The 22,577-nt window shown below is 40.1% G+C and carries 25 protein-coding genes; all 25 read right to left on the bottom strand.

Going from position 1 to position 22,577, the window contains the following annotated elements:
• Positions 1–5: 5 nt before the first annotated feature.
• Positions 6–968, bottom strand: a complete 963-nt coding sequence (locus RTK36_RS03500) for a DHH family phosphoesterase (protein WP_312044393.1) — start codon at positions 966–968, stop codon at positions 6–8.
• Positions 952–1,335 carry a 30S ribosome-binding factor RbfA gene (rbfA, locus tag RTK36_RS03495; RefSeq protein ID WP_312044390.1) on the bottom strand — a complete coding sequence of 128 codons (384 nt, stop codon included), beginning with the start codon at positions 1,333–1,335 and terminating at the stop codon, positions 952–954. Before rbfA ends, RTK36_RS03500 begins: the two co-directional genes overlap by 17 nt.
• A gap of 12 nt (positions 1,336–1,347) precedes the next feature.
• Complete coding sequence (gene infB, locus RTK36_RS03490; protein ID WP_312044388.1) at positions 1,348–3,915, bottom strand: translation initiation factor IF-2; 2,568 nt, start codon at positions 3,913–3,915, stop codon at positions 1,348–1,350.
• Positions 3,916–3,959: 44 nt separating this feature from the next.
• On the bottom strand, positions 3,960–4,274 hold the full coding sequence (locus RTK36_RS03485) for a L7Ae/L30e/S12e/Gadd45 family ribosomal protein (RefSeq protein ID WP_312044386.1): 315 nt from the start codon (positions 4,272–4,274) through the stop codon (positions 3,960–3,962).
• Positions 4,267–4,542 carry an RNase P modulator RnpM gene (rnpM, locus tag RTK36_RS03480; RefSeq protein WP_312044384.1) on the bottom strand — a complete coding sequence of 92 codons (276 nt, stop codon included), beginning with the start codon at positions 4,540–4,542 and terminating at the stop codon, positions 4,267–4,269. Before rnpM ends, RTK36_RS03485 begins: the two co-directional genes overlap by 8 nt.
• A gap of 19 nt (positions 4,543–4,561) precedes the next feature.
• A complete protein-coding gene (gene nusA / locus RTK36_RS03475; protein WP_312044382.1) occupies positions 4,562–5,704 on the bottom strand; it encodes a transcription termination factor NusA in 1,143 nt (380 codons plus the stop codon).
• 22 nt (positions 5,705–5,726) lie between these two features.
• The gene (gene rimP / locus RTK36_RS03470) at positions 5,727–6,194 is read right to left on the bottom strand and encodes a ribosome maturation factor RimP (RefSeq protein ID WP_312044380.1); all 468 of its coding nucleotides are present in this window, start codon (positions 6,192–6,194) and stop codon (positions 5,727–5,729) included.
• 263 nt (positions 6,195–6,457) lie between these two features.
• Complete coding sequence (locus tag RTK36_RS03465) at positions 6,458–7,150, bottom strand: DUF554 domain-containing protein (RefSeq protein ID WP_312044378.1); 693 nt, start codon at positions 7,148–7,150, stop codon at positions 6,458–6,460.
• A gap of 316 nt (positions 7,151–7,466) precedes the next feature.
• On the bottom strand, positions 7,467–7,727 hold the full coding sequence (locus tag RTK36_RS03460; RefSeq protein WP_312044376.1) for a hypothetical protein: 261 nt from the start codon (positions 7,725–7,727) through the stop codon (positions 7,467–7,469).
• Between the two features lie 16 nt (positions 7,728–7,743).
• A complete protein-coding gene (locus tag RTK36_RS03455; protein ID WP_312044374.1) occupies positions 7,744–8,091 on the bottom strand; it encodes a helix-turn-helix domain-containing protein in 348 nt (115 codons plus the stop codon).
• Positions 8,092–8,637: 546 nt separating this feature from the next.
• Positions 8,638–9,366 (bottom strand): amino acid ABC transporter ATP-binding protein, encoded by a 729-nt coding sequence (locus RTK36_RS03450; RefSeq protein WP_312044372.1) that lies wholly within the window; start codon positions 9,364–9,366, stop codon positions 8,638–8,640.
• A complete protein-coding gene (locus tag RTK36_RS03445; protein ID WP_312044370.1) occupies positions 9,353–10,024 on the bottom strand; it encodes an amino acid ABC transporter permease in 672 nt (223 codons plus the stop codon). The genes RTK36_RS03450 and RTK36_RS03445 overlap by 14 nt, the downstream gene beginning before the upstream one ends.
• Before the next feature lie 35 nt (positions 10,025–10,059).
• On the bottom strand, positions 10,060–10,860 hold the full coding sequence (locus RTK36_RS03440; protein WP_312044368.1) for a transporter substrate-binding domain-containing protein: 801 nt from the start codon (positions 10,858–10,860) through the stop codon (positions 10,060–10,062).
• 76 nt (positions 10,861–10,936) lie between these two features.
• Positions 10,937–11,581, bottom strand: coding sequence for a deoxyribose-phosphate aldolase (gene deoC, locus RTK36_RS03435; RefSeq protein ID WP_312044366.1), 645 nt, complete (start codon positions 11,579–11,581; stop codon positions 10,937–10,939).
• Between the two features lie 396 nt (positions 11,582–11,977).
• Entirely contained in the window at positions 11,978–12,784 is an 807-nt protein-coding gene (locus tag RTK36_RS03430; protein ID WP_312044364.1) for a transporter substrate-binding domain-containing protein, read from the bottom strand.
• A gap of 565 nt (positions 12,785–13,349) precedes the next feature.
• The gene (locus tag RTK36_RS03425; RefSeq protein WP_312044362.1) at positions 13,350–15,332 is read right to left on the bottom strand and encodes a bifunctional 4-hydroxy-3-methylbut-2-enyl diphosphate reductase/30S ribosomal protein S1; all 1,983 of its coding nucleotides are present in this window, start codon (positions 15,330–15,332) and stop codon (positions 13,350–13,352) included.
• The gene (locus RTK36_RS03420; protein ID WP_312044360.1) at positions 15,329–15,919 is read right to left on the bottom strand and encodes a lysophospholipid acyltransferase family protein; all 591 of its coding nucleotides are present in this window, start codon (positions 15,917–15,919) and stop codon (positions 15,329–15,331) included. Before RTK36_RS03420 ends, RTK36_RS03425 begins: the two co-directional genes overlap by 4 nt.
• Positions 15,916–16,599 carry a (d)CMP kinase gene (cmk, locus tag RTK36_RS03415; protein WP_312044357.1) on the bottom strand — a complete coding sequence of 228 codons (684 nt, stop codon included), beginning with the start codon at positions 16,597–16,599 and terminating at the stop codon, positions 15,916–15,918. The genes RTK36_RS03420 and cmk overlap by 4 nt, the downstream gene beginning before the upstream one ends.
• A gap of 14 nt (positions 16,600–16,613) precedes the next feature.
• Positions 16,614–17,849, bottom strand: coding sequence for an NAD(P)/FAD-dependent oxidoreductase (locus tag RTK36_RS03410; RefSeq protein WP_312044355.1), 1,236 nt, complete (start codon positions 17,847–17,849; stop codon positions 16,614–16,616).
• A 4-nt stretch (positions 17,850–17,853) separates the two neighbouring features.
• Positions 17,854–18,498, bottom strand: coding sequence for a histidine phosphatase family protein (locus RTK36_RS03405; RefSeq protein WP_312044353.1), 645 nt, complete (start codon positions 18,496–18,498; stop codon positions 17,854–17,856).
• Between the two features lie 296 nt (positions 18,499–18,794).
• On the bottom strand, positions 18,795–19,511 hold the full coding sequence (locus RTK36_RS03400; RefSeq protein WP_312044351.1) for a pseudouridine synthase: 717 nt from the start codon (positions 19,509–19,511) through the stop codon (positions 18,795–18,797).
• Positions 19,512–19,727: 216 nt separating this feature from the next.
• The gene (locus RTK36_RS03395; protein ID WP_312044349.1) at positions 19,728–20,876 is read right to left on the bottom strand and encodes a D-alanyl-D-alanine carboxypeptidase family protein; all 1,149 of its coding nucleotides are present in this window, start codon (positions 20,874–20,876) and stop codon (positions 19,728–19,730) included.
• A 109-nt stretch (positions 20,877–20,985) separates the two neighbouring features.
• Positions 20,986–21,342 carry a hypothetical protein gene (locus RTK36_RS03390; protein WP_312044347.1) on the bottom strand — a complete coding sequence of 119 codons (357 nt, stop codon included), beginning with the start codon at positions 21,340–21,342 and terminating at the stop codon, positions 20,986–20,988.
• Positions 21,343–21,349: 7 nt separating this feature from the next.
• A complete protein-coding gene (gene scpB / locus RTK36_RS03385; RefSeq protein WP_312044345.1) occupies positions 21,350–21,871 on the bottom strand; it encodes an SMC-Scp complex subunit ScpB in 522 nt (173 codons plus the stop codon).
• Positions 21,868–22,577, bottom strand: a 710-nt coding sequence (locus RTK36_RS03380) for a segregation and condensation protein A (RefSeq protein WP_312044343.1), incomplete at its 5' end; no start/stop codon positions are given. The genes scpB and RTK36_RS03380, both read right to left, overlap by 4 nt.

Here is a 22,577-nt window from a genome sequence, read left to right as displayed (position 1 = left end):
CCCCCTTATAGCATTTTTTCTATTTCGGCAAAAATCAATTCCTTTGCCGTTGCCATGGGTGCCACAATGGTACACCCTGCCGCCTTTACATGACCGCCGCCACCAAATTTTTGCGCTAAGGCACAAACATCGTAGCCATCGTTGCCACGGAAACTGGCTTTCACATCCATCTCATTCTTTTCATACAAAAAGCATGCAATTTTTATGTCATTAACACCTTTTATATAATTGATGATCGCGTCAAGCTCCTTATTGGTGCCCTTGCATTCCTCAATATCCCCCATGGTAATGGAAGTGAAAATCACCTTACCATCAAAATAAAGTTCTGCCTTATCAAAGGCTTTACCCATGATCTTCATTTCCGAAAAACTACGGCTGTCAAATAAGACATTGTAAATTTTCGTAAACGGAATGCCATAAGACATTAGCTCTCCCGCCACCCGCATGGTTTCAGGCATAGTAGAGCTATGACGAAAACCACCTGTATCATAAATAATTCCGGCGTATAACGCTGAAGCAATCCCTTCATCTATGGGGAAAAACCCTTTCAGCAGATTAAAAACTATTTCGCAGGTTGAAGAAGCATTCTCCTGCACATAGTTATATTCTCCAAAAAAAGAATTACTGGCATGGTGGTCAATATTCATGGTACATTTTGCACCTTTGAAAATATCCTCAATCCAGTCAAAGCGTCCTATATCACCACAATCTAAGGCAATAAAGAGCTCCGCTCTGGTCACCTCTTCTCTTTGCACAACCAAATTGCCATTGGGAATCAGTTCGTATTTGGGCGCATAGGGCCTCAAAAGCACCTGAACATTTTTTCCAGCCTTTTTCAGGGAGGCCGCCAAGGCAAGATTAGCCCCAATGGCGTCCCCGTCAGGATTGATATGTCCGCAAAGCACAATATTTTGATGAGCTGAAATGATTTCTCTGATTTTTTCTAAAGAATCATTCATTCCCTTCATTGGCTTCTTTCTCCTTTAAATCCTTAGAAATTTTGCTAATCAGCTGATTCATATGAATGGCATATTCTGCTGATTCATCTAACTTAAAGGTAAACTCCGGTGTAATGCGCAGATTAACTCTTTGGGCAATCAAACGACGCACAAATCCTGCGGCATTCTTCAGCCCCTGCATTACACTGGCCTTTTCTTCGTCGTTACCTAATACTGAAACATACACCTTGCAATATTTTAAATCCGATGTTGTTTCAACCCGTATTACACTGGTCATAGAACCAATACGGGGATCTTTAAGTTCCCCTCTGATAATTTGGGATAGTTCTTTCAAAATCTCGTCATTCACACGAGATATTCTTGTGTTGTTTTTCATAAATTCACCTAATTATCTGGGCACCTCAACCATGGTGAAGGCTTCTACCCAGTCACCTTCCTTTAAATCATTAAACTTCTTGAAAACCAAACCGCATTCATAGCCTGCCGCAACTTCTTTCGCGTCATCCTTAAAACGCTTTAAGCTTTCCAGATCACCTTCGTAAACAACAATGTTGTCACGCAAAATACGTACCTTGCAGTTACGAATAAATTTTCCATCTTTCACATAGCTGCCGGCAATAGTACCTACGCCAGATGCCTTAAATAATTGACGAATTTCAGCATGACCCAGTACTTTTTCCTCAAATACAGGATCAAGCATCCCCTTCATAGCTGCTGTAACATCTTCGATTGCGTTGTAGATGACACGGTACAAACGAATATCAACCTTTTCTTCATCACCAAAGGCCTTTGCTGCGGGCTCAGGACGAACATTAAACCCGATGATAATTGCATTTGATGCGGAAGCCAGCATAACGTCACTCTCTGTAATGGCACCAACACCACCATGAATGATACGTACGCGTACCTCTTCGTTAGATAGACGCTCCAGGCTCTGACGAACTGCCTCAACAGAACCCTGCACATCAGCCTTTACAACGATATTCAATTCCTTCATGCTGCCGCTTTGAATCTGAGAGAACAAGTCATCCAAGGAAACCTTTTGAGGTGTATCCTTAATCAGATTTTCTCTGTTTCTTGCCACGATGCTTTCAGCAACCTGTCTTGCCTGCTTATCATTTTCTGCAATATAGAAACCGTCACCAGCAGTCGGTACCTCAGAAAGACCTAAAATTTCAACGGGAGTAGAGGGACCAGCCTTCTTCACACGTCTGCCTTTATCATCTGTCATCGCTCTGATTTTACCATAAGCGCATCCTGCAACAATAGGATCACCTACCTGCAGTGTGCCACCCTGTACCAAAACGGTTGCAACAGGGCCTCTGCCCTTATCCAACTGCGCCTCGATGATAACACCTCTTGCATTTTTGTTGGGATTGGCACGCAATTCCTTCAATTCCGCAACCAGCGTAATCATTTCCAATAACGTATCAATACCTTCTTTGGTAGCCGCTGAAACAGGTACACAAATGGTTTCACCGCCCCAATCTTCCGCCAACAGCTGGAATTCAGTCAATTCCTGCTTTACACGGTCAGGATTTGCAGATGGTTTATCCATTTTGTTAATTGCAACGATAATTTCTACGCCTGCCGCTTTTGCGTGGTTAATTGCCTCAACAGTCTGAGGCATAACGCCATCGTCTGCCGCAACCACCAAAATCGCAATGTCTGTAATCTGAGCACCACGCATACGCATTGCAGTAAAAGCCTCATGACCAGGTGTGTCTAAGAAAGTAATGGGTTTTCCAGCAATTTGAACGGTATAAGCACCAATATGCTGTGTAATGCCGCCGGCTTCTCCTTTGGTTACATCACTGTGTCGAATTGCATCCAACAAAGAGGTTTTGCCGTGGTCAACGTGACCCATAACAACTACAACAGGAGGACGTTCCTCTAAAAGGCTGTCATCTTCCTCTTCCTCTGCAAATACAGTCTCCATAATGTCTGCTTCAATCTCTTTTTCTAGAATAACATTATATTCTAAAGCAATTGTAGCTGCGGTATCAAAATCAAGGGCAGCATTGATATTCATCATTTTACCCTTTTTCATTAAATTCATCACAAGGTCAGAACCTTTTTTTCCAAGTACTTCAGCCAATTCCTTTACTGTTGTTGTTTCAGGAATGCTCTTTGTTACAGGTTCAGGATTCGCAGCTCTTTCTGCTGCTTCTAAAACTTCCAGCTCTGCCATAAGAGCAGCTTCTTCTTCTCTTTCACGACGTCTGCGCTCAATTGGGTTTTCCTTAGGTCTTTGATCCTTTTTATTGCCCTTAGCGTTTCTGTCATCCTTTTTGTTGCCCTTAGCATTCTTGTCATCTTTTTTTACTGGGGCATTTGGCTGCTGACGTGGCGCTTCTTTCTTTTCGACATCCTTCTTAGCCTCGTCTTTATTCCCTCCCTGATTCTGGTTAGGTCTATTCCCTCCCTGATTCTGAGCAGGTCTATTTCCGCCCTGATTCTGGGTAGGTCTATTCCCTCCCTGATTCTGAGCAGGTCTATTTCCACCCTGATTCTGGGCAGGTCTATTCCCTCCCTGATTCTGAGCAGGTCTATTTCCGCCCTGATTCTGAGCAGGTCTATTTCCGCCCTGATTCTGAGCAGGTCTATTTCCTCCCTGATTCTGAGCAGGTCTATTTCCTCCCTGATTCTGGGTAGGTCTATTTCCTCCCTGATTCTGGGTAGGTCTATTTCCTCCCTGATTCTGGGTAGGTCTATTTCCTCCCTGATTCTGGGCAGGCTTATTGCTTTCCTGATTCTGGGCATCCTTTTGCACTGCATTTTTGTCAGATGCTCCATCTTTCGGTGCGTATAACTTCTTCACCTTTTCCACAGAATCTGCTTCCAAAACACTCATATGGCTGGATGCTTCAATCTCAATACTTTTTAGCTTTGCCATTAAATCCTTATTTGTAACACCAAGCTGTTTTGCTAATTCATAGATTCGAATCTTTGACATTCACTACACCTCTACTTTCCAAACGAAAAACCGTTTTTCCCTTTTCAATCATGACCTTTTTCTTCTTCCGCTAACTGCTTAAGCTTTTTTGCAAAGCCTTTATCCGTCACTCCGAGGATTGCTCGAAATTCGTCACCAACCGCACTGCCCAAACTCACTTTATCCCCCATCTCGATGAGTGAAATTTCATAGTACGCCGCCGAGTTATTGAATTTCTTTTTTGTATTCCCAGATGCATCCCCTGCTAAAATCAGCAACTCTGTAGTTTTTTGGCGAATTGCATTTTCCACAGCTACTTCTCCGCCTACGACCTTTCCGGCCTTTTTGCACAATCCTAAAAGAGAGTAAAATTTACTCATGTTCCTCACCACTCAGTTCTCTCAAAAGTTGTTCGTATACATCTTTGGGAACAGGCGCTTTAAAGGAACGCTCCAAACCTTTTGATTTTTGCGCCTTTGTCAAGCACTCGCTGCAAGGGCATATATAAGCACCTCGACCGGGTTTTTTTCCCGTCTTATCCAAGGAAAATTCACCTTCATCATTACGAACAATGCGAATGAGTTCTTTTTTACTTTTCATTTCCTGACAGCCGGTACATTTTCTAAGAGGAATTTTTCTTTGCTTCATACTATCATCCTCCCCGCTCTTATTCTTGTGTCAGTTCCTCTTCCTGCATTTCTTCCATCTCCACAAGCTCTTCCATTTTCACAGGCTCTTCTATATCCACGGGCTCTTCAGATATAAAGTTTGTTGCCTTTGCTTGTGTCTCACTCTTTATGTCAATTCTCCATCCGGTCAGTTTTGCAGAAAGTCTTGCATTCTGCCCTTCCTTCCCAATGGCCAATGAAAGCTGATGATCAGGCACAACTATTTTTGCACTTTGTTCTTCTGCATTCAACGCAACCGCTAAAACCTTAGAAGGGCTCAATGCCGCCGCAATAAATTCCTTGGGGTCATCGCTCCAATTGATAACATCAATCTTTTCTCCGCCAAGCTCTTTTACAATTACATTCACACGATAACCGTTTTGTCCAACGCAAGCACCCAAAGCGTCTACATTTTTGTCCTTGGAATAAACAGCAATTTTTGTACGACTACCAGCCTCTCTTGCAATGCTTTTAATTTCAACGGTACCATCAAACACTTCAGGTACTTCTTGTTCAAATAAACGCTTTACCAGCTCAGGATGGGTTCTGGATACAAAAATCTGAGGACCCTTTGTTGTCTGTTTTACTTCCAAAACATACACTTTTAATCGATCCATAAAGTTATACTGTTCCCCTGGAATCTGTTCGTTTGATGCCAAAACGGCGTCAATCTTACCCATTTGAACAATAATATTGCGTCTGTCTCTTCTTTGAACAATACCAGTTACAACTTCACGTTCTTTTGTAATATATTGATTATACAAAATTTCTCTTTCTGCCTCGCGGAATTTTTGCACTACAACCTGTTTTGCAGTCTGTGCGGAGATTCGGCCAAAGTCTCTAGGGGTTACTTCCAAGTCAACCACATCACCCACTGTATAGTTGGGGTTCAAAACTCTTGCAGCTGCCAGTAAGATTTCATTCTGCTCATCTTTAATTTCATCAGTCACCGTTTTTTGTGCATAGCAAGCCACATTTCCGGTTTCTCTGTCAATCACTACCTTGATATTCTGGCCGCTGCCGAAGTTCTTTTTACAAGCCGAAACCAAAGATGCCTCAATGGCTTCAAAAATAATTTCTTTATCGATGCCCTTTTCCTTTTCAATCAAATTCAAAGCATCCATAAACTCCGCTCTATCCATTTTTCCTATTCCTCCTCTTAGCTTAGAAGATCACTGCCAAGCGAACGCCGGCAACTTCCTTCTGTTCAAACGTAATAACCTTGTTTTCCTCGTCTTCAATGGAAATCACACCATTTTCCAACCCCAATAATTTTCCTTGATATTGCTTCTGGCCATTTAAGCCTTTATAAAGCTTAATATCAATAATTTCACCACGATATTTTTCAAAATCGGCATCCTTTTTCAATGGTCGGTCAATACCGGGGGAACTTACTTCCAATATATATGCCTGTTCGATGGGATCTTCTGTGTCAAGCTTTGCATCTAATGCGCGGCTAACGCCCTCACAATCATCAATGTCCACGCCACCCTCTTTATCAATATAAACGCGCAGATACCAGTTTGCACCCTCTTTTACGAACTCTAAATCAACCAGTTCCAAATTTCTCTCTGCAATTATAGGCTCCAAAATCGGCAGTATTTTTCTATCTGTATTACTAACTTTCGCCATTCCCACACCTCTTTATAAAAATTTTGCCTATGCAATAACAAAGAGTGGGCATTTACCCACTCTCTCGTCCGCATACTATAAGTTTCTTTATAGATTATAACACCGTTCTCCCCTGAATGCAAGGACTTTCCTATTTTTTTCCGTTTCTGAAAGGTACTAGCACTTGGAGCATTTCCATTTTTATGAATGATTATTCCAATTGAGGGTAATTAAAATTTTTATGTATAAGATCAAGAAAACCGTTTCGGAATTCTTTCCCGTTTTTAAATGATTTGGGCCAACAACGGTGTCAGCAAAATCGGCAGAAACATGGCGGGTAAAAAATTCAAAACCTTCAGTTTGGTAATTCCAACGATATTAAGACCTAATGCAAAAATTAAAACCGAACCTACACAAGTCATCTCTGCCACTACCCCATCCGTTAAAAAAGGAGCTACCACCTGCGCCAATAAAACAATTCCCCCTTGAAATACCAACACAAAAATGGAAGAAAGCATTACGCCAATGCCTAAAGTAGAGGCAAATATCATAGAGGAGATAAAATCAAGAACTGATTTTGTATAAAGCATTTCATAATTTCCCGATAATCCCGCCTGCAAAGAACCTACCACTGTCATGGCTCCCACGCAAAACAGCAAAGATGCCGTAATAAACCCCTCAGCAATTGAAATACTTCCATCCTTCCTACTGAATCTTTTTTCCAGCTTATCAGCAAAACGATTTAGCCTAGCATCTAGATTAAGACCCTCGCCAATCACAATACCGATTGCCATAGAAACAATCAGAACTAATGTATTGCTTCCTTTTAGTGCACCTGACCACCCAATATATAATGTACAAAGGCCAAGACCTTTCATCAAGGTCTCAGAAACTCTTTCAGGTATTCCCTTGTTAAAAACCATACCAATCCCACTGCCAAGGATAATTACAATCACATTCACAATAACGCCTAGCATTTTTCTCCCCCTATCCTTTGTATAAACATTGAAAGTATACCATTTTTTGTAATGTTTGTCTATAAATACAATCCTGATTATCTTTCAAAAATCCAATACAAAACAGGAAGAGAGCCCAAAGTCCAATTTTATTCTTAAATATGTACAACCTTCTGCCAAGCTCTAAAAAACTTGCTTTTGATACTAAGAATAACACTATTTTAATGAAACATAAAACAGCGCTTAAATTTCAGCACTGTTTTTATAATATAACCCTTCTTTTATCATAGGACGTATTTCTGCCACATCATCCATATCAGGTGCAATTTTATTTTCGTTACTCTTTTTCCTCGGATTCCGTTATTGCTTTCTCAACCCGATCAACAATTTCTAATGCAAAGTCAAAGTTATCACCTGAATATTCTTCTTTTAATTCTTCTCTAACCTGATCTAAGGATTCAAGTACCTCCTGCTTTTCCTCAAAGCTTAAATCATCCGCTCCCTTATTATTGGCATATACACAGCCACTTACTGAACAAACCATACCAATGGAAAACATGATACACAAAATCTTTTTCAATTTTCGTTCTCTAACCAATCTGAAAACAACCTCCTTATATCCCCATTTTTGATAAAGTGCCTAATGCAAAAATGAACAATACTGTTATAACCGCTGTCGATGCAATAATAGCAATAATCCCAATGGTTTTTTGGGTGGTATGGCTCAGTTCCTTCTTCTGCTTAGGTTCAACCTGGGTATGATTCTCCTGCCCAAGCAATATATAGTCAGCACTCACTTTATAAATCTCCATAAGCTTAATTACATTTTCAATTTCCGGCTTTCCTTGTCCACTTTCCCATTTGGATACCGCCTGCCTTGAAATACCTAACATATCAGAAACTTGCTCTTGAGAATAATTTGCTCTCTTGCGCAACTCATACAGTCTTTCTGCCATGTTCATATATATCACCTCCTGTAAAAATTGTAGCATGACTCATTCGTTGCAAGCCACCAACCTTGGCATAAAAGATGTAAACTATCCGTTGCAAATAAGAAATCTATGGTTGCATCTATTAAATCTAGTATTAAAGGGTTGATTCTGAATATGTATATCTGTTCGATATAGCTCTTTTAATTCCTACGTAAAAGCATATCATATATTTTTGCAAAGCTCCACTATCTCTATTTACAAATCATTTTATTAAAGATTTATCAGTTTCTTAAAGAACTTAACGGCAGTGCAACCCTCGGAAATTTCCTTTCCAGAAAATTTCATGTTAATTCACAGCTTCTTATCATGCAAGAAAAACAGAGATAACTCCATTTCTTCTCAAATTGCCGTACCTGCATATTTCATTTCATAAAAAAATCCTCCAATAAAGATTATTTACAATTCATCAGTAGTGGTTTGATTGTGTATAAACAACTATGATTTTTGTAAACATCCTGATTGGAGGATTGCTACATCAGCATCTGCGGCGTTCCCTCACAGATGCCAATTAAATTTTTATAAAACTTTATTTAAGAAATCTTGAGTTCTCTTGTTCTGAGGATTACCAAATACGGCTGCCGGTGTCCCCTCTTCTACAATATAACCCCCGTCCATAAAAATCACACGGTCGGCTACTTCTCTTGCAAATCCCATTTCATGGGTAACAACAACCATGGTCATGCCGTCCGCTGCAAGTTTTTTCATTACCTCCAATACCTCCCCCACCATTTCAGGGTCAAGGGCAGAGGTAGGTTCATCAAAAAGCATAATATCCGGTTCCATAGCCAGCGCCCTTGCAATTGCAACACGCTGTTGCTGACCGCCGGAAAGATTGGCAGGATATTCCATGGCCTTTTCAGATAAACCAACTGTAGACAATAAAGTCAATCCTTTTTCTTTTGCTTTTTCTTTTGTCATCTTTTTACGATCTACAGGAGCCAGCATAATGTTTTCCAATACATTTAAATGTGGAAACAGATTAAACTGCTGAAATACCATTCCAATGTTTTCTCTGATTTTATTGATATTTGAGCCTTTTGCAGTTAAGTCATTGTCATCAACAATAACAATACCGCCAGTAATTTCCTCTAATCGGTTTAAGCAGCGTAAGAAAGTACTTTTGCCTGAACCCGAAGGACCAATTAAGCAAACCACTTCTCCCTCTTTCACCTCAAGATCAATTCCCTTGAGAACCTCAAGTTTACCGAAGCTTTTTTTTAGACCCTTCACCTTAACCTTTACCATTTGCCAGCCTCCCTTCGATGATTTTTGCTACCCTTGTCAAAATTGTAATTACAATATAATACATCACTGCAATTACTGCATAGGTTTCAAAACCACGGAAATTTCTTGCAACAATGAGGTTGCCCTGGCGCATCAGCTCCGCACAACCAATCGTCGAAAGGATTGAGGTATCCTTTAACGTAATAATAAACTGATTTACCACTGAAGGAATCACGATGCGAATTGCCTGGGGCAATATGATTTTTACCATAGCCACACTATAGGGCAGTCCAAGGCTTCTTGCCGCTTCCATCTGACCTTTGTTTACCGCCATGATACCACTGCGGAATATTTCCGATAAATATGCCCCTGCGTTTAAACAAAGCACAATAACAGCTGCGGAAAAAGGATGAATCTTTATATCCAAAACAGCGGGAATTGCAAAGTAAATGAAAACCGCCTGTACCATCAAGGGTGTGCCGCGAATCAAGCTTAAATAGATTCCCGAGAAAACGTTTAATACCTTTATTTTTGAAATATTAAACATACAGGAAATAATACCTATAATCAAAGCCAAAATCAGTGATAAAACCGTCATTTGTAGCGTTAAGGACATTCCACGTAAAAGCTGAGGAAAAATCCCTATTGTGTATTCAATAAAATTTGAAAAGCCATTCATAAGGCATTGCTCCTTACTGCATTTTTTAAAAATTTTTATTTCTGAATGTATTTATCCAAAATTTCCTGATATTTCCCGTTTGCTTTCAAGTTTTCAAGCCCCTTGTTAAACATATCCAGAAGCTCTGTGTTCTTTTCTTTGTTAACTGCAAAACCGTAGGAGCTGCCTTGTTCCATGTCTGTTACCATTTTCAGTTCTACGCCTTGGGTAAGTGCATATCCCATTACAGGATAATCCTCAAAACAAGCAGCGCTATTGCCAGACATAACATCCATATACATTGCACTGGAGTCATCAAAGGTTACAGTGGTGAAACCATACTTTTCCTTAATGGATTCTGCAAAAGTTGCACCCTCAGTTCCAATTTTGATGGCAACTGTTTTTCCTGCTAAATCATCATAACTCTTAATATCCTCATTGCTTTTTGCAATACCCATTACAACACCACTGTCAAAATAAGGTGCAGAGAAATCAAATTTCTCTTTTCTTTCGTCTGTTATGCTCATTCCGGCAATCACTGCGTCAGCCTGTCCTGCTTCCAAAGCCTGAACCGCTGCATTAAATCCCAGAGGATTCAGTTCATATGTAAAGCCTTGATCCTCAGCAATTGCTGCCAGTAATTCTAAATCAATACCAACATATTCCCCTGCTTCATTTTGAAATTCAAAGGGTGCAAAGGTAGTATCAGTGGCAACGATATATTTCTTTGTTGTCTCAGGTGCTTTTTCAGCATCCCCTTTATCAGCTTTGTTTGCATCACTGCCGCCGCAAGCAGCCAAACCCATCACCATAGCAAATGCCATTGCAGTTACACTTACCTTTTTAAATAAACTCATCTTTAAATCCTCCCTTTTTTGTTTTTTGCATGATTCTTATATGAATACTACTGACGCAGCATGTCATAAAGCAATATTACTTAAGCATGCCCAACAAGGAACTGCTGCCTAAACGTTCTGCCCCTGCCTGCAAAAAATCTTCTGCATCCTGAACGCTTTTAATGCCACCTGCAGCTTTAATCTTTGTACCACCAAATACATGCTTTGAAAACAGTTGAATATCCGCAAGTGTTGCACCGCCCTTGCTGAACCCAGTGCTAGTCTTAATATAATCCGCCTTTGATTGGCTCACAACTTCGCACATCTTAATTTTCTCTTCCGGGGTAAGCAAACAAGTTTCCACAATCACTTTCAAAATCTTATCCCCGCAAATATATTTTATTGCATTGATTTCCTGCAATATTTCATCATAAAATCCTTCTTTTAACCAGCCTAAATTGATTACCATATCTATTTCATCGGCACCATTTTTTATTGCATCGCTAGCTTCAAACACCTTCACCGCAGTGGTTTGATACCCGTTCGGGAAACCAATGACAGTACAAATCGGAACCTGTCTTTGCACAAAGGACGCTGCCTGGGAAACAAAAGATGGGGGAATACAAATCGATGCAGTTTTTTGTTCTATTCCTTCTTTGCATATTTCCATAATTTCCAGCCAATTAGCATCTTGTTTTAACAGAGTATGATCAATATGGTTTAGAATAAACTGTTTTTCCATCGTTCAACCTCCTTGTATTTACGCATTTTTAAATTATAGCACAAATAAAACTTGACAACAATGTTGTTTTTTCAATCGGTTCTCCTCTTTTTTTCTATGAATTATTTTAATTAATTAAATTTTCACATGTTTTATAATCCAAAATATTACTCTTACATAAAAAGTATTTTATTCTATTTTCTTTTTCTATGTTTTCCCGCTGTAAACAAAACCTTACCCAAGCAGTCAAACACCTTTTTCAAATTTCCCTTCCCCATAAGTAAAAAAGGCTTGCCGTCTAGATATAAACGGTAAGCCTTTTAAATTAATTGATGCTATTCATCATTTAAGATATGTTCCTCATTTTATTATAGAAGCTATCTTTCTCCTACTTCTCCATAAAATCACTTCAAAATATTAACTTTGTACATAAGTATTTATAATCTTATCGTAAATGCCATTTTCCTTTATATCTTCTAACCCTTTATTAAACATTTCAAGCAGCTCCCCATTCTTTCCCTTTGGAACTGCAAAACCGTAAGGACTCTTTTTTTCTATGTCAGAAACAATTTTTAGCTCCACCCCTTGAGAAATTAAATACCCCATTACCGGATAATCTTCAAACAACGCCTGACTGTTTCCGTTTAATACATCTTGATAAACCTCATTAAATTCAGGAAAAGTTACCACCTCAAAACCGTATTTATCTTTTATAGACTGAGCATAGGACTCCGCCTCGGTACCCAATGCAACTGCCACGGCAACGGTTTTTCCTTTCAAGTCATCAAAATCTTTAATATCATGTCGAGTGGCATCTACAGCCATAACTATGCCACCCTCAAGATAAGGCTCTGAGTAATCATAAATTTCCTTTCTCTCGTCCGTAATGCTTATTCCTCCCATAGCAGCATCCACCTCTCCTGCCGCTAAGGCCTGCAACATCTGATTAAACGACATATGTACTAACTCGTATTCGAAACCCTGATCCTTTGCAATCTCGTTTAATAAATCAATGTCTATACCAACATAGTCCCCAAATTTATTTTGGAATTCAAACGGGGCAAACAATGTATTTGTAGCAATAATATATTTTTTTTTTGCTTTGGGTGTTTCACTGTTATTTGTATTGTCAACACTAATTGTGACCTTTCCACCACAAGAGGCCATGCCTACAACCATGATAAATGTTGACATTAAAGCAACTATTTTTCTAAATTTCACCATCTCCTAATGCCCCCTACATTTTGCTAAATATTTTTTGAGAAGCTCTTTCGAAATGACTCGAAATAAATTGTACTTAATGGCAAAAGCCCAACGCTCCCCATTAGAATAACTAAATTCTCTCCGCTTTTTTCAGTTCATAGACTTCTGTTCAATGCTACGTAGGTTACCTTTTGCAAGGAACTGCTAAGCCTTCAAATAATCCAATCAAGTTCTTTTGTTTTATTCAAAACTTCTGTTTTATAATATCGTATGATATTTCTGGTAAAATATGCTTTATTTTGCATACCACTCTCCTAGGAAATTTCATTTGTAATATCCCAATAAAGCTTGTTTATACTTATCTCTATGTTACGATTTATATGGATAACTTTCTCTAACTGGGCTTTTAATAATGACTTATGCTTACTTGCTAATTGACATTTTACTATTTATAAATAATAAAAGCCCGATTGTTCCTCATGGAAAATCCTATGAGGAACAATCGGGCTATATTTTTGTGAAAAACCTAATGTTGCAAGCTTTTCTTTTTTTTTCTTACATTTTAGCAACAAAGACCATTTTTTAATTAAGCCTCTGTTTCAACTGGTACTTCTGCTACAGCTTCCTCAGCCACTTCTTCTGCGGGAGCTTCTGCCTGTCTCTTGGAGAGGCTGATTTTTTTCTGCTCAGTATTTACCTCAAGAACCTTTACGTTGATTACCTGACCAACCTTCAATTCATCTTCAGGTTTTACAACGTGCTTGTTTGCGATCTGTGAGATATGTACCAGACCATCTACGCCGGGTTCCAATTCCACAAATGCACCAAAAGGTACCATACGAACAACTTTACCCTCAACGATTGAACCAACAGCATATTTTTCAATTGCAAGGTTCCAAGGGTTCTTGCTGTTATCTTTCAAGGACAGGCTGATTTTGCCTTTTTCCTTGTCAACATCTAAGATAAGCACTTCTACTGTCTGACCTTCTTTTAAAATTTCTTTAGGGTTGGTAATTCTACCCCAGCTCATTTCTGAAATGTGAATCAAGCCGTCAACGCCGCCCAAATCAACAAATGCACCAAAGTCAGTCAATCTGCTAACCTTACCTGTTGCCTTTGTGCCAGCTTCGATGGAAGCAAACAATGTAGCTCTCTTTGCACTGATTTCTTTTTCAACCAATGCTTTTCTGCCACCGATAATACGACGTTTTACTCTGTCCATTTCGATGATATTGAAATCCAATTCCTGGCCTTTGAAAACGCTTAAATCTTCAATAAATCTATTTGAAACCTGAGAAGAGGGAATAAATACTCTTACGCCGTTTACAACTGCGATTAAGCCGCCCTTTACAACCTCAGTTACTGTACCTGTAACAACTGATTTCTCGTTGAAAGCTGCTTCAATTTCCTCCATGCCCTTCTGCGCTTCAATACGCTTTTTGGACAAAAGAACATTACCGTCGCCGTCGTTTACACGAACTACAAATACTTCAATCTCATCTCCGGGCTGAACTACTTTACTAGGGATTACTGTGGGATCACCGCTGAATTCACCTCTGGGGATAACACCATCGGACTTATAGCCGAGATTCACAGATACTTCCTCGTTAGAAATCTGAATTACAGTGCCTTTCACAACATCGCCTGTATGCAGAGTAACGAGAGATTCTTCTAACATTTGTTCGAATGAAATTTCCTCACTTCCTCCTAAATTTTGTACTGCATTGTCAAATGCTTCGCTCATAGTAACAACTACCTCCTTAATTATTGCAGGTGGTGTAGACGCACCCGCAGTTATACCTATTTTATCATTCTTTGAAAAATTATTCAACACCAAATCACAAATTGTTTCAATGTGAACGGTATTCTCGCAATTTTTTCTGCAGATTTCCACCAATTTTTGGGTATTAGAGCTTTTTTTGTCGCCTATGACAATCATTTTGTCAACATTTTGCGATAATGACACAGCTTCCGCCTGTCTTTTCTCCGTTGCAGAACAAATGGTGTTGAATACCAAAAGATGAATATTTTTCTTTTTCAGTTCCTTCACAATCTCATCAAATCGACTCTGACGGAATGTTGTCTGCACCACAATAATATATTCTGCCCCATCTTTCAATTCCAATGCAGTGGCCTCTTCAGGTGTTTCAATGATTTTTCCGGCATTTTCACACCAACCGTTAATCCCCGCTACCTCAGGGTGCTGACTACTGCCTGCAATAATAATTCCTTTGTTTGCATCATGGTTTTCCTTCACAATGCTATGTATCTTTTTTACAAAAGGACAGGTTCCATCAACCACTGTAAGTCCTTTCATCTCCAGTACATCATACAGGGTCTTTCCCACACCGTGGGAGCGCACCAAAATCGCACCTTCATGGATGTTATCAAGGCTTTCAATAATGGCAAGTCCCTTTTTCTCTAAATCTCCCGTTACTTCTTTATTGTGGATTAACGGTCCATAGGAATAGGTTTTTTCGTTATTCTCTATCTGTTTGTAAGCCATCTCAATGGCTCTTTTTACACCAAAACAAAACCCAGCTGACTGGGCAACTGTCACTTTATTCATAACTTAACCTTCATTTCTCGTACTCTGCCCATTATCTTTTCTGTGACTTCTTCCATCATGTCCGTGGTAATTCTTGCACCACGATATTCTTCTAAAGTCATTGGTTTACCAAATTCTATCCTGATTTCTGAGCGAAACTTATAGCTTCCTGAAATTGCCACGGGAATTACTGGAGCATCTCCCTTTAAAGCAAACATTGCAACGCCGGCTTTTGCAGCTTTATCCTCGCCCTCTTTAACACGGGTACCTTCAGCAAAAATTCCCAATAGTTCTCCACCTTTTAGTACATTTATGGCTGTTTTAAAGGCCTTCATATCCATCACTGCTTGACGATCGATAGGGAATGCTTGTAAATTGCGCAGCAAAGCCCCTAGAATTTTATTTTGAAATAGCTCTTTTTTTGCAATATACCGGGGCAGTCTGTCCAAATATACAGCCATAGTCAGCGGGTCGAAATTGCTGATGTGGTTACAGCAAAGCACGCCATTGCCTTCTTGGGGTACGTTTTCCTTCCCAACAATGGTTACTTTAAATAAAATTTTAAAAAGCGTCTTCACTAACACCTTTACAAAAGGATACAAGCTCATACCCGCACCTCCCCTAATTTTTCTTGTACAATCGTCAAAATTTTCTCCACAACATCCTCAATGGTCATTCTCGTTGTGTCTATATAAACTGCGTCGGGAGCCTTGCGAAGAGGGTTGTGCTGCCGGTTCATATCATTATCATCTCGTTGGATAATCTCCTTACGCACTGCCTCAAACTCAGGCTTTTCTCCCTTTGCCTTCAACTCTCCCATACGGCGCATTGTGCGCTCGTCCACACCAGCATCCATATAAATTTTTACTTCCGCTTGGGGGAGTACATAAGTACCAATATCTCTGCCATCCATAACTACAGAATTTTTTCTGGCCATCGCCCTTTGCATATCTCCAAGTTTCTGACGAACAGACTGAATGACTGCCACCTCAGAGGCACCTTGTCCAATTTTCTGTGTTCTTATTTTCTCTGTAATATCCTGGTTTTCAAGGAAAATTTTTTGCCCTTCTTCAGTGGGTAGGATTTCTAAATGAATCCCATCTAATAAAGCCAAAACTGCCTTTTCGTCTGAACAGTTTACTCCCTTTTGTATACAATTATAAGCCACACCTCGATACATGGCCCCTGTATCCACATATATAATGCCCAGTCTTTTTGCCACAGCCTTTGCAACTGTACTCTTTCCCGAGCCTGCAGGCCCATCCACCGCAATGGCAAACCTTTTCATACTGATTCCTCCAGTCATTGTGAAAGCACCCCTTCTCCTGCCGCATAGCCGCTGGAAAAAGCAATTTGCAGATTATAACCACCAGTATAAGCATCCACATCCAAAACTTCTCCCGCGAAATGCAAGTTTTTTACAAACTTACTTTCCATGGTAGCAGGGTCAATCTCATCCACCGAAATTCCTCCACAAGTGATTACAGCCTCATTAAAGCCTGCCGTGCCCGTAATGGTTATAGGCAAACCTTTTAATAGAGAAAGAAGGTGTTTTCGTTCTTCCTTTGTAATACTATTCACCTTTTTCTCCCCAGCAATACCTGAAAGCTCTGCAATCACGGGAATCAGTTTTTGAGGCAGTAAATCTCCCAAAGCATTGATAAAATCCCGATTTGCATATTTTTCAAAATCTCGAAGCAAACGCATATCCAGTTTCTTTTCATCCATAGCCGGCTTCAAATCAATGAAAAGTTGATATCCCTCGTCCATGGAAAACAGGATGTGTCTGCTGGCACTTAAAATTACAGGGCCTGAAACCCCATAATGGGTAAACAGCATTTCGCCGAATTCCTCAAACACTGTCTTTCCTTTTTTATTTTTAATCTTGATGGAGATGTTGCGTAAACTTAAGCCCATTAAACTTTTACACCACTCCTCCGACGCTTTTAACGGCACCAGTGAAGGATGTAATTTGGTTACTTGATGACCAGCTTTTTTTGCAAACCGATAACCATCCCCTGTAGAACCTGTGGCAGGGTATGATAATCCTCCTGTGGCTACAATCACTGCATCTGCTTCAACAATGGTGCCTTTTTTTAGACGCACGCCAACAGCCCTACCATTAGAAACCAAAATTTCTTCTACAGGGCTGTCCAAATGCTGTTTCACCTTATTTTCACGCAAATATTGCTCCAATGCAATAACAACATCCAAAGATTTATCCGAAACAGGGAAAACCCGGCGTCCTCTTTCCACTTTTGTTTCCAACCCCAACCGATGGAATAACGCTTGGGTTTCACTGCTGTCCAAACGATAAAAGGAGCTGTACATAAAATAAGGATTTCCAGGAATATTTTCCAGTAGAGTTCCCACATCACAATCATTGGTCAAATTGCAACGACCTTTTCCCGTTATTAAAATCTTCTTCCCAAGTCGGTTGTTTTTTTCGAATAAATGAACCTCGTGTCCCAGGCTTCCGGCTTTTCCTGCCGCAATCAATCCGGCAGCACCGCCGCCAACTACGATAATTTTTCCCATATTTTCACCCGTTTTTCAGTAATTCCGCCATTTCCAAATGGGCCTTATCGTTCAAGGTCATTAAAAACATTTGGTCCTCCGGAGTAATATCAATCATAGAAATAGATGTATTTGTCAACCACATTCTGCGGTACATATTCAAATCCAACCCTAATAATTTAATCATAAGAACACGCAGCAATCCTCCATGAGAAACAATCGCAACGCGCTGTCCTCTGTGCTTTTTTATAATTTCTTGAAAACCCGCCAAAGAACGCTCAGCCACTTTATGAAAGGAACCTTCTCCAGGCATAGAGTGAGCAAAGGGATCGTCAAAAAAATCTGTATATGGCTTTCCGTATTTTTCCGTCAATTCTGCAACAGTATGTCCTTCCCATTCTCCAAAATTGATTTCCTTAAAATGCTCGTCCATAATAAGGGGAAGTCCCTTTTGTTTTGAAATGGCTTCCGCCGTAGCAACTGCCCGCTTTAAAGGGGATACATAAATGGCATCAAGGGGCATATATTCAAAACGCTTTGCCAAAAGCGCAGCCTGCCATTTGCCTTCTTCTGAAAGCTCAATATCTGTCCACCCTTGATATCGTCCACCTTTATTCCATTCTGTTTCTCCGTGACGAATTAAATATAGTCTTGTTTTATCCTGTTTCATATATAATCATTCCTTTTTTCAAATGTTCTAAGGTAATACCAGATGTACTCAGATGGACGTACAAGGCACCATCCAAAAATTTCGTGCTGCCCTAACTATATATTATACGGTATTGTTCTGATCCTTTCAATAAAAAACGCCCCGAAAGCCTCTTCTTGTGTAGTCGAACCCATAATCAAAAATTGTAATGGGTTCAAAAGCCACAGCCGATGCTCCGGAGCTTACTATTTTCAAAATCAACACTAAAATCAATTATGCCTTGATTTTCTCCATGACTTTTGTATAGACACTAAAACTTATAAGCTTTTTAAATACTTAATTTCCTTAGGGGTAAGATGGCGATATTTGCCTTTTGGCAAATCCCCCATTGTAAGCTCTCCCGTGGCCACTCGTTTTAATTGGGCAATAGGATGCTTTATAACTTCACACATTTTACGAACCTGTCTATTCCTGCCCTCGTGAATAATAATTTCTACAGTAGACTGTCGCTCACCCTTTTCTAAAATTTGCATTTTTGCAGGCTTGGTTTGTTTCCCATCAATAACAACGCCACGGCGAAATTTTTGTAAATCCATGTCATCAGGGGTTCCATATAATTTAGCAATATAAGTCTTATCCACATCATGTTTGGGATGGGTTAATTTATAAGTCAAATCTCCATCATTTGTTAAAAGCAATAAACCTGATGTATCATAATCCAGTCTACCTACAGGAAAAATTCTTTCTTTCACATCTCTAACCAAATCCATAACTCCAGGACGACCAAATTGCTCCTTCGCTGTGGTCACATAGCCCTCCGGCTTATGGAGCATGATGTATACCATCTCTACTTCTTTTTTGCTGACTTCTTTATCCAGATACAATACCTCATCCTTTTTGGGATCAATTTTAGTACCTAATTCCGTTACTACTTTTCCATTTACCTTTATTTTTCCCGCTGCAATCAGTTCTTCCGCCTTACGGCGAGATGCAACGCCTGCTTCCGCTAAAAATTTTTGAAGTCTTTCTTCCATACTGTTCCTCCGTCTTCATCTCATTGGAAACAGTATACCCTACAAAAAGAGGAAAGTCAAAAAAACTCTCATAAAACCTTGCATTCATGAGGATTTAGGAAGGTATTGGAAAATGTTTCATTCTATAAAATATAATTGCAATATCACGGATACCCTTCAATCTTTTCATGACATCCATCTATGATTTTCCTACCCATAAAAAACAGCAATCCATTCTCAAAACCATGTTACCCAATTTTGATATAAATAGGAAAACCAGTCACCTAAGGTATACGCCGGAGCAGAGGAATCCGCCAAAATTGGAATTTCTGCTAAAACTTCATCCTTTAGTTTAAGCTGAGCATTTCCAAGCTGCTGTGCCGCTTGCACAGGAGCCTCAATACTTTCAGGCAAAGAAATATTAACCTGAATGGCATCCTGCTCCTCCTTGGAGAATAGACCTTGATATCCATCCTGCAAAACAGCATTTACCGCTCCAACCTTAGAGTGAAGCATAGATACTTTTCCACAAAGCTGACCCTTTTTTGCCACTTCATAAGGAAAAAAGGTGGAAAACCCATAATTCATAATCGCCTTTGTATCTGACCATTTCTTCTCTTTTCCTCCGCTACCCCAACCACTGCCCAACACCGCACTAACCAAGCGAACTCCATTTTGTTCTGCCGCCCCAACAAAGCAATGCCCCGCCTTATTGGTATAGCCTGTTTTTACACCCATTGCCCCCTGGTATTCCTTTAGAAAACGGTCAGCATTGGTAACCTGACACTGCCTTTTACCGGTCACTTCTTCAATGGTGACGGAGCTTTGGGCAATCACATTACAAAATTTCTCATTTTTCAAAGCATACGCACCAATCACTGCCATATCCTTTGCTGTTGAATGGTGCTTTGCAAATGGGATTTGGCTGTCTAAACCGTTGGGAGAACCAAAAACTGTGTCCTCTGCACCAATTTCCGCCGCTTTTTCTGTCATTAACTGGCAAAATGCCTCAACGCTGCCAGAAACATGTTCCGCAAGCGCCACCGCTGTATCATTATAAGAACGCATCATCATGACAGAAAGCAAATCTCCAACTCTCCACTGCTCCCCAGCCTTTAAATCCATATGTACCTCCGGTTGATTGGCAGCTTTTTTACTTACCGTCACCACATCATCCAGATTCCCATTTTCTAAAACCAAAATAGCAGTCATAATTTTTGTTGTGCTTGCCATGGCCAATGGCTCCTCTGCATTTTTCCCCCATAGCAAACGGCCGGTTGTGCCGTCTACCAATGCCGCACCTTGTGCGCCTACGGAAGGCTCTGCCCCATAAGCAATGGAACAGCATAAAAAAAGCAGGAGAACCAAGATTCCCGCACGCCTCATGTGCATCACCCCTCTCCTGCTATGTTTATTCAGCTTTTTTTCATTTCATACAAAAAAAGAATACATTTCAAACAATCATCAACTTTCAAGGGCAGGGAAAATTTTCACCTTAATCACGTAAAATATTGACCTCTGTAACATGATTGTCCTGCATCTCCAGCACCAACCACTCGCTGTCAATGGAAATCAAGCCCCTCTCCGGCCCCAAGTAATAAACCATGTTGCTTTCCGTCTTGAAATACTCCGTATCCGTTGATTCCCCCAATAACGAAATAATTTCTTCCTTGGGCATTCCCTTTAATTGATATTTTGCCAATAAATCATCCACCATGTTTATCCTTTTTTCAGGATGCTTCTGCCAACTTTCAGATGAAAAAGTATGTTTCACAATATTTGCACCAAAGAAAAATAGTATAACAATACCGATGATAAGCAGTATTCTATATTTGTAAATTATTCCCTTCATACTGCACCTAACTTTCCTGTATTTCACCCAGCGGCGGCAGCTCTTTTATGCTTTTAAACCCGAAATACCGTAAAAATTCATTGGTGGTTCCAAACATTATGGGCTTACCGGGGGTATCCATCCGCCCCACCTCACAAACCAGCTTTTTCTCAACCAATTTGCTTACGGCATGCTCTGCGCTGACACCTCTAATTTCCTCAATCTGCGCTCGAGTAATGGGCTGTTTGTAAGCAATGATTGCCAAAGTTTCCAGTAAGGCTTGTGTCAAACCCTGTCTGTTAGGGCTTTTATACATATTTCTTATGTACTCAAAGCACTCCCCGGCAGTACACATTTGATAGGAACCATTAAGCTCCACAATACGAATGCCCCGTTTTTCACTTTCATATTTGTCCGCCAACGTATGTATTATGGCTTTGGCTGTAGCCTTGTCCATCTCAATGGTCTGAGCAATTGACGTTAAAGGCACCGCCTCGCCGGAAATAAACAGCAACGACTCTACTACCGCTTCCAACTCCGATAATCTCATGCATTATCCCTTCCGTCATATCTTGTTATGGTAATTTCACCAAAATTAATAGTTTGGAATATGTGTACCTCTTTTCGCTTAATCAACTCCAATAAAGCTAAAAATGTGACCACTTTTTCCATTTTCCCTGCATTCTTTCGGAAAATGGTGAAAAAGCTGGATTTTGGCTGCAAAATCAGCATATCCCGAATATATTCCATCTTTTCTTGAACCGTAAATAAATCTCTGGGAACATCTTTGAAGGAGCTGCGAACATGATCCACCTTAGTTTCTTTTCTGTCCATCACCTGACGAAAAGCAAGGTATAAATCCTCCATGGTTACACCCTGCAAAAAGTCCTCCAAACCCTGGGTTTTCTTCCCCTTTAGCTGTGAAACAGCCTTATCAGCCTCCTTGAAAAGAATCAGAGAAGCCTCTTCCTCTCGCTGGCGCCAATCCTCAGTTACCTCTTTAATCTTCTTGTATTCCAAAAGCTTTAGAACTAGTTCCTCTCTGGGATCAGGGCCTTCTTCCACTTCATTTTTGGGCTTTGGTAAAAGAAGCTTACTTTTGATTTCCAACAATGTGGCTGCCATAACCAAAAACTCACTCATCCCATCCATATCCCGATCTTCCGCTAAATCCAAATATGCCAGATATTGATCCGTCAAACGGGCTATGGGAATATCATAAATATCTATTTCATTTTTCTCTATCAGGTGATACA

It is taken from the genome of Anaerotignum sp., assembly GCF_031981185.1.
Taxonomy (GTDB): domain Bacteria; phylum Bacillota; class Clostridia; order Lachnospirales; family Anaerotignaceae; genus Chakrabartyella.
Note: the sequence above shows the minus strand (reverse complement) of the source record. Positions and strands in the feature narration are given on the sequence as shown.

What these genes read in the sequence shown, in the direction of transcription:
- RTK36_RS03395 (WP_312044349.1), bottom strand. Translation starts at nt 20,876, where the DNA reads ATGAGGCGTGCGGGAATCTTGGTTCTCCTGCTTTTTTTATGCTGTTCC.
- RTK36_RS03430 (WP_312044364.1), bottom strand. Translation starts at nt 12,784, where the DNA reads ATGGTGAAATTTAGAAAAATAGTTGCTTTAATGTCAACATTTATCATG.
- deoC (WP_312044366.1), bottom strand. Translation starts at nt 11,581, where the DNA reads ATGGAAAAACAGTTTATTCTAAACCATATTGATCATACTCTGTTAAAA.
- cmk (WP_312044357.1), bottom strand. Translation starts at nt 16,599, where the DNA reads ATGAAAAGGTTTGCCATTGCGGTGGATGGGCCTGCAGGCTCGGGAAAG.
- RTK36_RS03455 (WP_312044374.1), bottom strand. Translation starts at nt 8,091, where the DNA reads ATGAACATGGCAGAAAGACTGTATGAGTTGCGCAAGAGAGCAAATTAT.
- RTK36_RS03400 (WP_312044351.1), bottom strand. Translation starts at nt 19,511, where the DNA reads ATGGAAGAAAGACTTCAAAAATTTTTAGCGGAAGCAGGCGTTGCATCT.
- rimP (WP_312044380.1), bottom strand. Translation starts at nt 6,194, where the DNA reads ATGGCGAAAGTTAGTAATACAGATAGAAAAATACTGCCGATTTTGGAG.
- rbfA (WP_312044390.1), bottom strand. Translation starts at nt 1,335, where the DNA reads ATGAAAAACAACACAAGAATATCTCGTGTGAATGACGAGATTTTGAAA.
- nusA (WP_312044382.1), bottom strand. Translation starts at nt 5,704, where the DNA reads ATGGATAGAGCGGAGTTTATGGATGCTTTGAATTTGATTGAAAAGGAA.
- RTK36_RS03450 (WP_312044372.1), bottom strand. Translation starts at nt 9,366, where the DNA reads ATGGTAAAGGTTAAGGTGAAGGGTCTAAAAAAAAGCTTCGGTAAACTT.
- RTK36_RS03405 (WP_312044353.1), bottom strand. Translation starts at nt 18,498, where the DNA reads ATGAAACAGGATAAAACAAGACTATATTTAATTCGTCACGGAGAAACA.
- RTK36_RS03390 (WP_312044347.1), bottom strand. Translation starts at nt 21,342, where the DNA reads ATGAAGGGAATAATTTACAAATATAGAATACTGCTTATCATCGGTATT.
- RTK36_RS03485 (WP_312044386.1), bottom strand. Translation starts at nt 4,274, where the DNA reads ATGAGTAAATTTTACTCTCTTTTAGGATTGTGCAAAAAGGCCGGAAAG.
- RTK36_RS03410 (WP_312044355.1), bottom strand. Translation starts at nt 17,849, where the DNA reads ATGGGAAAAATTATCGTAGTTGGCGGCGGTGCTGCCGGATTGATTGCG.
- RTK36_RS03500 (WP_312044393.1), bottom strand. Translation starts at nt 968, where the DNA reads ATGAAGGGAATGAATGATTCTTTAGAAAAAATCAGAGAAATCATTTCA.
- RTK36_RS03420 (WP_312044360.1), bottom strand. Translation starts at nt 15,919, where the DNA reads ATGAGCTTGTATCCTTTTGTAAAGGTGTTAGTGAAGACGCTTTTTAAA.
- rnpM (WP_312044384.1), bottom strand. Translation starts at nt 4,542, where the DNA reads ATGAAGCAAAGAAAAATTCCTCTTAGAAAATGTACCGGCTGTCAGGAA.
- RTK36_RS03445 (WP_312044370.1), bottom strand. Translation starts at nt 10,024, where the DNA reads ATGAATGGCTTTTCAAATTTTATTGAATACACAATAGGGATTTTTCCT.
- RTK36_RS03440 (WP_312044368.1), bottom strand. Translation starts at nt 10,860, where the DNA reads ATGAGTTTATTTAAAAAGGTAAGTGTAACTGCAATGGCATTTGCTATG.
- RTK36_RS03425 (WP_312044362.1), bottom strand. Translation starts at nt 15,332, where the DNA reads ATGAATAAAGTGACAGTTGCCCAGTCAGCTGGGTTTTGTTTTGGTGTA.
- infB (WP_312044388.1), bottom strand. Translation starts at nt 3,915, where the DNA reads ATGTCAAAGATTCGAATCTATGAATTAGCAAAACAGCTTGGTGTTACA.
- scpB (WP_312044345.1), bottom strand. Translation starts at nt 21,871, where the DNA reads ATGAGATTATCGGAGTTGGAAGCGGTAGTAGAGTCGTTGCTGTTTATT.
- RTK36_RS03465 (WP_312044378.1), bottom strand. Translation starts at nt 7,150, where the DNA reads ATGCTAGGCGTTATTGTGAATGTGATTGTAATTATCCTTGGCAGTGGG.